Raw genomic sequence first — 12,351 nt, 5'->3', positions numbered from 1 at the left:
AGTCGCCGCCGTTCGTGTTGGCAGCCGCCACACCGTCCGTCGACGCCGGTTTCACCTGGTGATCAGCCTGTGTGACCGGGTGCGGGAAGTGTGCCCGGACCTTCCCGCCACACTGACCACAGTGGACACTCGACCGGTCGCGACGGTGCCTTCGGCTACGGCTGCCAGGAGACCAGGACCAGCACCGCCCCGCCGCCCGTTCACGCCGGTGCGGGTTCGGCCGTCAGCCGCCGGCCTCGATCGAGGCGGCGCAGCCCCCACGCGCAGACGCCGCCGAGCAGGGCCAACCCCAGCCAGGGGATCTCGGGCCAGCCCGCCGCGCGCGCCAGGTCGAACACGGTGCCGGTGCCGAGGTTTCCCAACAGGATGCCCACGCCGACAACGGTGTTGTAGAAGCCGTAGTGCGTGGCCACCAGCCGCTCGCCCGACAGGCGGACGACGGTGTCCATTTCGAACGGGAAGACCGCGACCATGCCCAGCGCCAGCAATCCGGCCGCGGCCACGAGGGCCACCACAGCCGGGACCGAACCGGCGCGCGCCGTGGTCATTGGTGCCACGAAACCCAGCGCCATCAGGGACAAACCGATGACCAGACAGGTGCCGGGTGAGAACCGCGCCTTGAACCAGCCCGTGATCTTCAGCTGTCCGGCGATGGCGAGCACTCCGGAAACGGCGAACAGCCCGGCCACCAGGGCATCCCCGGCGGTGGCTGAGCCCGCGACGCGGCGCGCTTCCATCGGCAGCGCGAGGTAGGTCTGGAACGACAGCACGTAGGAGCCGGTCATCACCAGGGCGAACAGCAGGAACGTGCGGTTGGCGGCCACGGTCCGCCATTCGCGGAGCACGGAGCTTCGCCCTCCGGCGCCCACTGTCGTCTTCGGGGGAAGTGCCCGCAGCTGAACGACCGTGAGGAAGGCGAACACCGCGGCAGCCACCAGACAGGTGAGGCGGAAATCGACAGCGGTCAGCGCCAGTCCGACGAGCGGGCCGGCGAGGATTCCGCCCTGGTAGAACACGTTGAACACGGCGAACGCCTCCAGCCGCCGCGGCCCGGAGTCCTCGGCGAGGTAGGCGCGGACGGCGGGGTTGAACAGGGCACCGGCAAAGCCCGTGGCCGCGGAGGCGGCGATGAGCGCGGGCAGCGAGCCGACCACGCCGAGGAGGGCGAATCCGGCGGTACGCAACAGGCAGCCCGCGACGATCAGCGGCTTGTATCCGAAACGATCTGCAAGTGTGCCGCCGAGAAGGAACATGCCCTGCTGGGAGAAGTTCCGCACGCCGAGCACGAGCCCGACCCCCCAGCCCGCCAGTCCGAGCGGTCCCGAGAGGTAGGTGGCGAGGTAGGGCATGAGCATGTAGAAGCCGAGGTTGATGGTGAACTGGTTGACCATCAACAGCCGGGTGGGGCGTCCGAACGAGCCGAACTGGCGGGCCAGGTGCTTCATCGGCCGGCCCCCTGGACCGGGGAAGCGCTCGGCGAGGCGGGATCGAAGACCGCGCGGCACCGAGTCCACCGGGTGGCGACGTGTTCGCCGGGGTGGGCGATGGTCTGCGGTTCGCGTGGTGGCGGTGTGTTCAGCAGGCCGTGGCGAGCACAGTAGTCGTCGTTGTAGACGGTGTCGAAGTAGCGGTGCGGCCCGTCGGGGAACACCGCGGCGATGCGGACATCCGGATCATGCGTCCGTGCCACCCAGCCCGCGACCAGCGCAACCGCCCCCACGCTCCAGCCCCCGGTGGCGTGGTGTGTGGCGGCGAGGCGGCGGCAGGTCCACACCGCCTCGTGCGGGGCGACCCAGTGCACTTCGTCGAAGGCGTCGTAATCGACGTTGCGGGGATGGATGCTGGAGCCGAGGCCGCGCATCAGGCGAGTGGTAGCGGGCTGCCCGAAGATGGCCGAGCCGATCGTGTCCACGCCGATCAGCTTCACGTGCGGGAAATGGCGTTGCAGCGCACGGAACGTCCCGGCGGAATGGCCACCGGTGCCGACGGAGCAGACCAGGATGTCGATCCGCCCGAGCTGGGCGGCCAGCTCATCGGCGAGTGTGGCGTAGGCGGCGACGTTGTCCGGGTTGTTGTACTGGTCGGGGCACCACGCGCCCGGCTGTTCGGCAAGCAACTGCTGGACGCGGTCCCGGCGGGCCTGCTGCCAGCCGCCCGCCGGATGCGGCTCGTGCACGAGGTCGACGCGGGCGCCGTAGGCGGTGAGCATGCGCCGCACGATCGGCTCCATGCCCGGGTCGGTGACCAGGGTGACGGGGTGGCCGTGGACACTGGCCGCCAGTGCGAGCCCCAGGCCCAGAGTGCCGCTGGTGGACTCGACGATCGGCGCGCCGGTGGCGAGCTCGCCGCGGTCCCGGGCTTCGGCGATCATGTGCAGGGCGGGGCGGTCCTTCATGCCGCCTGGATTGAACCCTTCGAGTTTGGCCCAGAATCCACGGCCCCGGGCGCCGACGGGATCCTCGATCCACAGTACGGGCGTGTTGCCCACGGCGCGGGCAAGCGAGTGGCAGTACGGGCCGGAGCTGGTCAACTGAGCGGGGACAGGCAGCGTGTGTTGCTGGGGTAGGACGTTCATCGACCTTCGGTCTCTCGGTGAGTGCGGGCACGACCGGCTACGCCGCCTTCGAGAACAGGCCTCGGCAGCGGCGTTGGAGCGCACGATCAGATGCGCCAGACGTCGAGATCGAGAAGACGTTGTCGCCCGGACCGGTCCTGCGGGCGCACCGGTACGGCCGCTGCTACCGGCGACGGCACCAGGACAGGAGACACGGAGGGCGGGACGGGTTCGACGGCAACCTGTGCGGCGTCGCCGCCGGACCGGGCCGGGACGGAGGCAGCCTGGGGATGGTTCAGATGAACGTCGTGATCACCCTCTGGCGAGGGGTGTCCGCCGGAGGAAGTGCTCGCGTTCAGCAGGATGGCGTGGTCGGCGGGAGCGACGCTCCCCCACCCGGCCTCCGGGTGAAGGATGGCGCCGATCAGCAGCCCCCACACCATCAGGACGATGGTCAGCCGACTGTAGGTAGCCAAACGGACACGCACAGTGGCGAACCTAGCAGAACCCGGAAACGGGCCGAGAGGCACCGGTCGGTCCGTCGCTCCAAGGTGTGACCGTCCTGACGGGGGCGTGGGCGAGCGGCGCGGAAGTCGGGCAGGCTCGCCGCACCCATACCGATCAGGGCAGCCCCGCCCAGTACGGCGAGGATGGTGGTTCAGGCACGGTCAGGGTGGTGATTTCCTTGGATGGCAAGGGCTTTCTGACGGCGGCGCCGTCATCACCATCACCCTCCCCCGCCCGTGACAAAACCAATCACCCCAGCGGCGTGGCTTTGTGCGTTCTCTAAGAGGTCCTACCAACCCGGCAGCGACAACTACTCCACCAAGGCCGAATCCTCCCCGGCGAAAACCGGCTGGCGGTGCCGTGGAGATGGTGGCTTTGGCCAGGGAGAAGGGTCTGGATCTGACCGGCCCGGACGGGTTGTTGAAGCTGCCATCGAGAATGTCTTGGAAAAAGCGTGGAACGAGGAGATGGCCTCACATTTCGGGCATGAGTAAAACCGTGCCGAGATCGGTCGTGAGTCGAGGTGGCTGAGCGCTCCGAGTTCCGGAAACGGCCACGATACGCTCGCCGAGTTGCCTATTATGCTCGGTGTGGAGGAAATGACGATTCGACTCGGGGGCCCCTCCAGGCGGCGGATCCGTTGGTCGTTCGGCGGGTTCACCGTCGTGTGGGGCGGTCTGTGGATCGCCGCCGCGGTATCGGCGCTGCGCCACGGCACGTTGGCGCAAACCCTGATCCTCACCGCCGTCTTCCTGGCGGTCTGGCTGCCCGCCGCGCTGTTCATAACACTCCTGGCCGCCGGGAACACCCGCATCGGACCGGCAGGGCTCCGCTTGCGGGGCGCGTTCACCAGGGGGTTCATCGCCTGGGACGAGGTCGCCGAGATCAAGGACCGATTCCACCAAGGGCGCCGTGGCGGCTGGTGGACCGTGGAAGCCCATCTTGCCAACGGCCGGGTCCGGCGACTGCCCGGCTTCTACTGTGAGGGCCCGACCCCGGACCGGTACTCGCGGCCGAAGCGGGACGGCGACTTCGATGCCCAGTTAACAGAGGTGCGCCGCCGCCTCCGCCACCGGCAAGGCGCCTGAGGACCAAGCGCTTCCAGGCTCTCGGCCAGGAGTTCACCTGACCGAGAGCCCCCTGTGGCCCGGCGGCGGTGGTCTCGACCAGATGGTGACGTCAGCCTGCGGTTTATCTACCTGCTCGCGATCGAGGACGTCGCGCGTCACGCCGGCCACGGCGACATCGTCCACGAGCGGATCAAGCTTCCCGCCTCGGTCACCACGGCGCCATGATCGGCAGCAGGGTCGTAGTCGCTGTCGACAGCCGGCAGGCAGAACCCCGGGCAGCACAGTCGCCAGCCACAGCCGCCGCGAGTAACCGCCGACAACCACCCCGACGGCGGGCCCATCATCACCATCACGCCCCCCGCCCTGTGACCAAACCAACCACCGTGTGCTGCCAAGGTTTTTCGCGACGGTGCATCCCCGTAGCGGCATCCCCGGCGACTTCCCCGGCCGCAGCGTGTACCACTGCCACATCCTCGACCACGAGCACGGGTCCCGTGGCCGGCAACGAGCGGTCGCGCCGGTCGACGTCTTCGGCAAATCGGCGAGCTCTTCCGCGGCCTACTGGCGCTCTTTCGGCCCGAGAACTTCTGGGCCATCATCTAAGTTGCACCACTCATGCTCACTGACAAGGAGCAAGACGAGATGGACAACGGAGTTACCGGAATGCCCGGCCGTCCGTGGGGAGTCACCAGAATGGGTCCGTACCCGCTCACGGTGAAGGTGCCGTTCACCGCGGTGGGCATCGACCCGGCCACACAACTCGGCGTGTTCCGCGACGAGTCGGGGCGGATGGTGAACATGGACCGTACCCGGCAGAGCACGAGTGAGTCCACATACACGTCCACGTCCGCGTACACGTCCACCGGCATGGTCGATTCCAGCGACAGCGACGACTCCGGCGACAGCGATTCCAACAGTGATCTCAATTCGGACGAGTATTCCGACTGATGCCCGGGGCGCAGGAGCGATCGGTACTGGTGGCCACCGAGGCAGCCGACGTCACCGTAGACATGGTGATCTCCGAACTCAACCGGATCGGCTGCCCGGTGACCAGGTTCGACCCCGTCGACATCGGCAACGGCCTGAGGGTTACGGCCCGGTTCGGCGACCTCCCGCCCCGCGTGACCGGGCACCTGCGCACCCCGTCCAGAACCTCCGAACTCGGTGCGGTGCGCTCGGTGTACTGGCGCCGCCCTCGCTGGCCCGAGTTCACGCACCTCGACGACGCCGATGCACGGTTCGCAGCGGCACAGGTGCGCCACGGCTTGGGCGGCACGCTGTATGCCCTTGACGGCCCGCTGTGGGTGAACCATCCCTTGCGCATCGCCGCCGCCGACTACAAGGTGGCTCAACTCGCCGCGGCGGCACGTCTCGGACTCCGCGTGCCCCCGACTTTGGTGACCAACGACCTGGACGAGGCGAGGGAGTTCATCACCGCCCACCGAGAGGTGATCTTCAAGACGCTTCGCTGGACCCCCTACGAACGGGACGGAGTCAGGATGACGACGTGGGCCGAGCCGGTGACAGTCGACGACCTGGACGAGACCGTCGGCGCAGCACCGCACCTGTTCCAGGCCCGGGTGGACAAAACCGCTGACCTCAGGGTGCTGATCGTGGGAGAGCAGGTCTTCGCGGTGCGGATCGAGTCCGGCCTCCTGGACTGGCGCAAGGACTACTCGGCGCTCTCCTACCACGTGGTGAACCTGCCGGACCGCCTCAGCGAGACCTTGCGGGACTATCTCGGTCACTTCGGCCTCGTTTCCGGTTCCTTCGACCTTGCGCTCGACAAGAACGGCGAACCGCATTGGCTGGAGCTGAACCCGAACGGGCAATGGGGCTGGCTGGAGACGGAAACCGGATTGCCGATGGCCACAGCGTTCGCCGAACTGCTTGCTCACGGAAAGGCGGTTGGTCCCAGGTGTTAGCTGCCCCCACTCGACGGGGCCACCGGGCCAGCTCGAGGGTAAGACGATCTGAGTAGGGTATGCCGCGACGCTCGTGAGCGCTGACCGCTCGCTGGGCCGCCGCGGCTCAGCGCACGGGCATCGTCACCGACGACGGGTAGTCGCCGCCCGTGTAGATCGTCATCGGCCCGAGCGTCTTGAAGGCGACGTCCGGCTGCGGGGACAGGTGAGGTATGTCGAAGGCCTCGACGGCCAGACGCAGCCGGTGACCGGGCTGGATGGCCGCACCTGTCGGGAAGATCTCCACGTCCACCGGTGCGATCGCGCCCGGCGCCAGGTCCTCCTTTGTCGATTCCAGGAACGGGTGCCAGGGCTGGATCAGCTTCCCGTCCAGGTACCGCGACTTCGCCTTGTCCAGTGCCCGCTGAGAAATGCTCTGCCAGCCACCGGTGATCCGGTGAACGGTGCCGTCGGGCGCGACGTCCTCGACCGCCAAGGACAGCACGCCGTCGCCGGAGGTGGTCGAGACGTACAGGTGTGCGTTGATCGGCCCCTGGAACCGCAGCGTCCCGGTGGCGGGTGCGGAGTCGAAGGTGAGCCCGCCGGCGTCGTTCAGCCGATTGTCGTTCCAGCAGGGCAAATCCTTGAGCACCACAGACGGCAGGCCGCCGGTCCACTGGTCGGTCGAGCGCGTGCACAGGCCGCTGACCGGCAGCGGCTGAAGAATCGACCTCCCCGGGGCCGCGGTGCCCGCGCTCAGGCCACCGGGCTTGACCGCGGTGGTCGAGGAGCCGGAGAGCTGGAAGGACCGCGCGGACAGGTCGCTCGCGATCCACTTGTCCGTCCGCACCCATCGGCCGGTGCCCTGCTCGTAGTAGGTCACCGGCGCGATCTGGTCCAGGCCGGTGTCCATCCCCTTGATCCAGTGGTCGAACCAGCGCAGTTCGAGCTCGGCCAGCGACCCGTAGCCTGCGCCGCCGAGTTCCTTGCCCGACCCGGCCAGGAGGTGGTCCCACGGTCCGTCGACGAACTTCACCGGTGTCCCGGTGCGCTGGATCCCCTCGAACAGCAGGGGCTCGCCGCGCTGGAAGATGTCGTACTCGCCGCCGACGACGAACGTCGGCACGTTCACCTTGTCGATGTGCGTGATCGGCTTGCGCTCCGCCCAATAGGGACCGTCGTACGCCACATCACCGCCCAACGCTGCCGAAAGGACCTCCGGCAGGGTGCCGCCGACGCCGGCCGCGAGGTGGTCGACGGCCATCGTCAATGCCGACCTCGGCTCCCTGAGGCTGAACGCGGGCGGGATCGCGCCGGTCGCGGAGACGAGCAGGAACCACTGGGGCAGGAAACCAACGTCCAACTCCCCGCCCGCGGCGGCGACGTCGCGGTAAGGGTCGGCACTCGGCACCACCGGGAAGATCGCCTTCAGCCCCGGCGGCTGCTGCTCGGCGGCGAACAACTGCTCGATGCCGAGGTAGGAACCACCCTGCATGCCCACGTCGCCGTTGCTCCACGACTGGCTGTGCGCCCAGGCCACGACCTCGCCGGCGTCCTTGCGCTCCCGCTCGCTGAAGGCGGACCACCGGCCCTCGGAGCTGCCCGTGCCCCGCGCATCGACCCAGAGTTCCGCGTAGCCCCTGTCGACGAAGTAGTCGGCGGGCACATCGGTGCCCAGGAGCGCGCCGCCATTGGTGCCGATCGGCAGCGACTTGTTGTACGGCGTGATCGTCACCAGCACCGGCAGCTTCTGCTTCACCACCTTGCCGTCCGCGGTCGCCGGGAGCGTGAGGTCGCCGCGCAGGATGGTCCCGTCGCTCATCGGGATCGCCAGATCCTTGACGGTCACCGTCCTGTGCCACTGCTCGGGCCTCGGCTTCCCCATCGTCGTAGGGGCTGCGGGCGGGGACGCGGCCTGTGCGGGGGCGGCGGATCCCGGGACCGGCACCACCGTGCTCAGCGCAAGAGTGATGACAGGGAGAGAGAACCGCCATGCTTTCGGCTTCATGGCCTCAGTGCCTCCAATGCGCGTGCGTGCCGGGAACGAGCTCGAGCCGCGGCGGCGAACCCATTTACTACCGCCACGTAGTAAATTGCTACGGAGACGTAGTAATTGTCAAGTGGTCCGGCTACGCTGTTCCCCGTGACACAAGCGAAGGGACGGCAGAGGCGGGCGTACGCGGCCCGGATGCCCGTCGAGCAACGTCGGCAGCAACTGCTCGACGCGACTCTCGCGCTGATTGGACGTGACGGCTACGCCGGCCTCACCATCGAGGCGATCGCCGCCGAGGCCGGGGTCACCAAGCCCGTCGTCTACGGCGTGTACGCCAACCTCGCCGACCTCCTGACCGCGCTCATCGACCACACCCAGGCCGAGGCCCTCACACAGATCCTGGCGGCCTTCCCGGCAGACCCCGGGCGCCTGAACTCACCGCAGATCATCGCCGGCATCGCCCGCGGATGGGCACAGGCGGTACGCGAGAACCCCCGGATCTGGGCGCCCGTCCTGCTTGCCGGCCCGCAGACGCCGACGGAGGTACTCGACCGGATCGAGCAGGGCCGCCAGGTGATTCGCGGCGCCATGACCCGGTTTATGGGCGGCGGGCACGAAATCGACGCCAAGACGGCCGAACGGCGCGGCTGGATCGCGCACATGGTGCTCGCCTCCGCCGAGCATTTCGGCCGGATGATCCTCACCGATCCCGGTGTGATCTCCGACGACGAGATCGCCGCGCTCTTCCAGGACATGATCACGGGACTCCTGTTTCCGCCGTCCTGAAGGGCGGCCCATCACGGACGAAAACCGGAAGCAGCAGGGATCCACCCCGGCCGACGAAGGGAACGCCTACTCGCAGGGTCGCCGCGCTTCGCGCGTTCGGCCGGGCCTGCGGCCGGTTGTTCCTCTTCGCCGAAGACCTCGCTCTACTGCGCGGGCAGCGGTCGCGTTTGGACACCACACTGGCCGGGGCGCTCGCTGCGCGGCTGACCGGTCTGCCGAACCGCGCGGGAACGGCCGACGAAGAGCGGGCGGAATGCGAGGAATCACTGGTGCGGGCGGCGGAAAGCACCCTTGCCGACATCGGCGACGCTGCCTCGAAGCCGCGGTGCCCGAGCAGGTCGAGTTCGCCACCAAGCCTGCGCTCGCGGATGCTTGCGTGTGGGCACTGGACGCCGGTGTGCCCGCCACCGAGTCACCGCGGACGAAGCCTATGGCGGGGACTCGAAATTCCGCCACTGGCTGGAACAGCGGCGCATCGGCTACGTCGTGGCCGTGCCCAGTAGCCAGACCATCCCCGCGGTGGCAGGGGTCCCGCGCCGACGTGCTCATGGCCCACGCGCCCGAGGACGCTTGGAAACGCCATAGCTGTGGCGACGGCGTACGAGATCGCCTACCACTTGTGTTGCGCCCCAACAGGAACCAGCGAAGAAGATCTGATCCGGGTGGCCGGGGCCCGGTGGGCAATCGAGGACTTTTTTCAGACCGCCAAGTCCGAAGCCGGCCTCGATCACTACCAAGTCCGCCGCTACGACGCCTGGTTGCCACGACACGCGCATGGCGTGTGACTCAATCGATATCTTGCTCCGCGCCGATATACGGCACGATGTGCGTTCGGCCCCCACGGGCGCTCACTGGAGGTTTCACTAGTTCCATGAACAACTCGTTCCGTGCATGGCTAGCGGTCGCGCTGCTCGCCGGATTCCCCTTACTGGTCTTGCTTGTCATCGCCGCCATCGTCGCCATCGAACTGTACGCGCTGCGGGAAGGGCCGATGACGGCGCTGCGGATCGGCATCGTCGCCGTCCCAGCCCTCGTCGTCCTGATCAAAGCGCTGCTCACCATCGAACAGAGCCGCGGCGACGCGGATCCGGGCCTGGCGGTGGCACCCGAGGCTCAGCCCGAGCTGTGGGCTCTCGTCCGTGAGATCGCCGGCGACGTCGGCACCCGGCCACCGGACGAGATCCGGATCCTCCCCCAGGTCAACGCGGCCGTACACGAGCGCACCCGCTGGCTCGGCCTGCGCGTGTCCCGACGCCGGCTGTACATCGGTGCGCAACTGTTCGCGGGGCTGCGCCAGGACCAGTTGTGCGCGGTGCTCGGCCACGAGTTCGCGCACTACAGCAACCGCGACACCCGGTTCTCCGGCGCGACCTACCGGGGCCGCCAGGCCATCGGCCACGTGGTGACCGGCCTCGCGAACGGGAACACGTTCGCCAGGATCCTGCGCGGCGGGTTCCAGGGCTACGCCAAGGTGTACTTCACCGTATCCATGCGCGTCTGCCGCGCCCAGGAACTCGCCGCGGACGCGGCCGCCGCGCGCGTCGGGGGCACCGCCGCGGCCGTCGGCGCCCTGCGTGAGATCGAGGCACTCGCCATCGCGTGGCGGTTCTTCCTGAACACCTACGCCACGATCGGCTGGGCGGCCGGGTATCTGCCGGCGCGCCTCGCCGAAGGCTACCTGGCGCTGCTGACCGACCCGACACGGTCGATGGAGATCGACGAGGTGCGCCGCAACCCGCGCGACGGCAAGACGTCGCGCTACGACTCGCACCCGGCGACGCTCGAGCGGATCAGGCTCCTCGAGTCCGCTCCCGTCGCGCCCCCGCGACCGGGCGGCGAGCGGCCGGCGAGCGAGATCCTGCGCCACTCCGTCGAGACGCTCGACGCGGCGCTGCTCACCGGCCTGTCCGACCAGGCCCTCATGAAGCGGCGCACGGACTGGCAGACCCTGGTGTATCTGGGTTCCCGGCACGACGTCGCCGAGACCGCGGCGAAGATTCTTGGCGGCCGCACCGTGGGCGAGGCGCTGGCGTTGCTCGACGCCGCGCAGTTCGAGCCATTGGCCGACCCCGACCTGACGGTGCCGCCAAGCGCCGGCCCACGTGCTCGGCGGGAGCTCCTTGCCGGGTCCGTCCGCACACGACTATCCGTTGTGGCTGAGGTGGCATTCGCCGACGCCGGCGTGGCGCGCTGGCTGCTGTCCTGGTCCGGCCCGGCGGAGTTCGTGCTGGAGGAGCCGTACCACAACGCGCTGGGCTCGGCACTCGACGCCGCCACCGCCGGGCGGCCGGACACCAAGCCGCTTCGCGACCTGTTCGCGCACGCCGGCATCGCCCCCGGCTACCGGCCCACCGACCCCGTTCCGGTCCGTTCCTGAGCAGGAGAACTCGTCATGGGAATTCTGGGATTACTCTTCGACTCCAAGCGCCGCAACGGCGCTATCGCGCTGGCCAAGGCAGCCAAGGAGCGCGGGATGAGCATTGAGGACTACGTCAGGACGCTGACGCCTGAACAGATCGCGCACTACCTGCCACCGACGAAAAAGAAGAAGCGCCAGCTGGAGAAGTCTCGGATCAAGATGCCGGACGTGGCGCTCTTCGGCCTGCCATCGGACGAGGAGGTCACCTCCGCGCACTACGTCCCCGAGTCCGAGGTCGTCGACGCCCGCGACGCGTTCGCGGCCGGTGACAGCCGGCCGGCCGCGCGGCTGCTCGCCGCGGTCGGCACCGACTGGGACCGCCGCGCCTACGTCGTCGGCGTGCTCGGTGATGCCGCCGCGAACGACGACTCGGGTCTGCGCGCCTGGCAGGCGGCCCGGCCCGGCGACCAGGATCCGGCGACCGTCCACGCCGAGAGCCTCGTCCGCCTGGCCTGGCAAATCCGCAGCGGCCTGCAGGCGGAGAACGTCAGCCGGGAGCAGTTCGACGGGTTCTTCCGCGTGCTCGGCGATGCCCAGCCTGCCGCCCTCGCCGCCGCCGAGCTGGCCCCCGCAGACCCGACGCCATGGGTGACGATGTTGACGGTTGCTCGCGGCCTTCAGTTCGACAACGACGCCTTCCGCGACGTGTGGGAGCAGGTACTCGCCCGCGACCCGCTGAACCACACGGCGCATACCTCCGCCCTGCAGTACTGGTGCAAGAAGTGGTTCGGCTCGCACGAGCTGATGTGGGCCTTCGCCGAGGAAGCCGCGCCGAAACACCCGAAGCTGGCCGTGCTGCCGCTGATCGCCGCGCACGAGGCGGCGTTCGGCGGTGCCGGGGAGTCGGTGTGGCGGGAGGAGCGGGTTGTCCGCGCGCTGGACCGGCTGCTGCCCTGGCTCGACGGCGCGGGCCATGACCACCCGGGAACCAGGACCGCCCGGGCCTACGCGGCCAGGACACTGGTCGAACTCGGCCGGGGCGACGAGGCGGTGGACCAGTTCCGGCACCTCGGCGTGCACGCGGACGCCCACATGTGGGGCTACAGCACGAAAGGCGCACGGGAGGAGTTCCGCAAGATTCGCTACCTCGCCTGCTACCGGGCCACCCGCCCGTGACC

General features: G+C 68.9%; 10 protein-coding genes and 2 pseudogenes. 8 read left to right on the top strand and 4 right to left on the bottom strand.

The genetic code is table 11. The annotated features are described in order from the left end of the window. Positions 1-200: 200 nt before the first annotated feature. From FNH05_RS02470 to FNH05_RS02460, 3 genes are all read right to left on the bottom strand, one after another. Positions 201-1,445 (bottom strand): MFS transporter, encoded by a 1,245-nt coding sequence (locus FNH05_RS02470; RefSeq protein WP_144585608.1) that lies wholly within the window; start codon positions 1,443-1,445, stop codon positions 201-203. Further along, a complete protein-coding gene (locus FNH05_RS02465; RefSeq protein WP_144585606.1) occupies positions 1,442-2,575 on the bottom strand; it encodes a PLP-dependent cysteine synthase family protein in 1,134 nt (377 codons plus the stop codon). Before FNH05_RS02465 ends, FNH05_RS02470 begins: the two co-directional genes overlap by 4 nt. 86 nt (positions 2,576-2,661) lie before the next feature. Continuing rightward, positions 2,662-3,030 (bottom strand): hypothetical protein, encoded by a 369-nt coding sequence (locus tag FNH05_RS02460; RefSeq protein WP_144585604.1) that lies wholly within the window; start codon positions 3,028-3,030, stop codon positions 2,662-2,664. A gap of 630 nt (positions 3,031-3,660) precedes the next feature. On the opposite strand from FNH05_RS02460, the gene FNH05_RS02455 reads away from it, so the two are divergent. From FNH05_RS02455 to tgmB, 4 genes and pseudogenes are all read left to right on the top strand, one after another. Then, the gene (locus FNH05_RS02455) at positions 3,661-4,149 is read left to right on the top strand and encodes a PH domain-containing protein (protein ID WP_186382335.1); all 489 of its coding nucleotides are present in this window, start codon (positions 3,661-3,663) and stop codon (positions 4,147-4,149) included. Positions 4,150-4,176: 27 nt separating this feature from the next. Then, a pseudogene (locus FNH05_RS02450) lies at positions 4,177-4,356 on the top strand (mycothiol transferase); the annotation flags it as partial. 417 nt (positions 4,357-4,773) lie between these two features. Next, positions 4,774-5,079 carry a putative ATP-grasp-modified RiPP gene (gene tgmA, locus FNH05_RS02445; RefSeq protein WP_222426488.1) on the top strand — a complete coding sequence of 102 codons (306 nt, stop codon included), beginning with the start codon at positions 4,774-4,776 and terminating at the stop codon, positions 5,077-5,079. Further along, positions 5,079-6,056, top strand: coding sequence for an ATP-grasp ribosomal peptide maturase (tgmB, locus tag FNH05_RS02440; RefSeq protein WP_144585600.1), 978 nt, complete (start codon positions 5,079-5,081; stop codon positions 6,054-6,056). Before tgmA ends, tgmB begins: the two co-directional genes overlap by 1 nt. A 106-nt stretch (positions 6,057-6,162) precedes the next feature. Here the strand turns inward: tgmB and FNH05_RS02435 are convergent, their stop codons facing one another. Beyond that, positions 6,163-7,920, bottom strand: coding sequence for a CocE/NonD family hydrolase (locus tag FNH05_RS02435; RefSeq protein ID WP_186382334.1), 1,758 nt, complete (start codon positions 7,918-7,920; stop codon positions 6,163-6,165). Positions 7,921-8,178: 258 nt separating this feature from the next. On the opposite strand from FNH05_RS02435, the gene FNH05_RS02430 reads away from it, so the two are divergent. The 4 genes and pseudogenes from FNH05_RS02430 to FNH05_RS02415 all read left to right on the top strand — a co-directional run bounded on the left by FNH05_RS02430 (position 8,179) and on the right by FNH05_RS02415 (position 12,349). Next, complete coding sequence (locus FNH05_RS02430) at positions 8,179-8,814, top strand: TetR/AcrR family transcriptional regulator (RefSeq protein WP_144585596.1); 636 nt, start codon at positions 8,179-8,181, stop codon at positions 8,812-8,814. Between the two features lie 301 nt (positions 8,815-9,115). Beyond that, positions 9,116-9,572 (top strand): annotated as a pseudogene (locus FNH05_RS39965) (transposase); the annotation flags it as partial. Positions 9,573-9,685: 113 nt separating this feature from the next. Then, positions 9,686-11,191, top strand: a complete 1,506-nt coding sequence (locus FNH05_RS02420; RefSeq protein ID WP_144585595.1) for a M48 family metallopeptidase — start codon at positions 9,686-9,688, stop codon at positions 11,189-11,191. A 15-nt stretch (positions 11,192-11,206) separates the two neighbouring features. Further along, positions 11,207-12,349 carry a DUF4034 domain-containing protein gene (locus FNH05_RS02415; RefSeq protein ID WP_246127456.1) on the top strand — a complete coding sequence of 381 codons (1,143 nt, stop codon included), beginning with the start codon at positions 11,207-11,209 and terminating at the stop codon, positions 12,347-12,349. The last annotated feature ends 2 nt before the right edge of the window (positions 12,350-12,351 follow it).

The sequence above is a fragment of the Amycolatopsis rhizosphaerae genome (assembly GCF_007713715.1).
In the GTDB taxonomy this organism is placed as follows: Bacteria; Actinomycetota; Actinomycetes; order Mycobacteriales; family Pseudonocardiaceae; genus Amycolatopsis_E; species Amycolatopsis_E rhizosphaerae.
Note: the sequence above shows the minus strand (reverse complement) of the source record. Positions and strands in the feature narration are given on the sequence as shown.

Excerpts from the sequence above, each read along its gene's own strand:
- FNH05_RS02470 (WP_144585608.1), bottom strand. The coding sequence starts at position 1,445 with ATGAAGCACCTGGCCCGCCAGTTCGGCTCGTTCGGACGCCCCACCCGG.
- FNH05_RS02465 (WP_144585606.1), bottom strand. The coding sequence starts at position 2,575 with ATGAACGTCCTACCCCAGCAACACACGCTGCCTGTCCCCGCTCAGTTG.
- tgmA (WP_222426488.1), top strand. The coding sequence starts at position 4,774 with ATGGACAACGGAGTTACCGGAATGCCCGGCCGTCCGTGGGGAGTCACC.
- FNH05_RS02455 (WP_186382335.1), top strand. The coding sequence starts at position 3,661 with ATGACGATTCGACTCGGGGGCCCCTCCAGGCGGCGGATCCGTTGGTCG.
- tgmB (WP_144585600.1), top strand. The coding sequence starts at position 5,079 with ATGCCCGGGGCGCAGGAGCGATCGGTACTGGTGGCCACCGAGGCAGCC.
- FNH05_RS02415 (WP_246127456.1), top strand. The coding sequence starts at position 11,207 with ATGGGAATTCTGGGATTACTCTTCGACTCCAAGCGCCGCAACGGCGCT.
- FNH05_RS02420 (WP_144585595.1), top strand. The coding sequence starts at position 9,686 with ATGAACAACTCGTTCCGTGCATGGCTAGCGGTCGCGCTGCTCGCCGGA.
- FNH05_RS02435 (WP_186382334.1), bottom strand. The coding sequence starts at position 7,920 with ATGGGGAAGCCGAGGCCCGAGCAGTGGCACAGGACGGTGACCGTCAAG.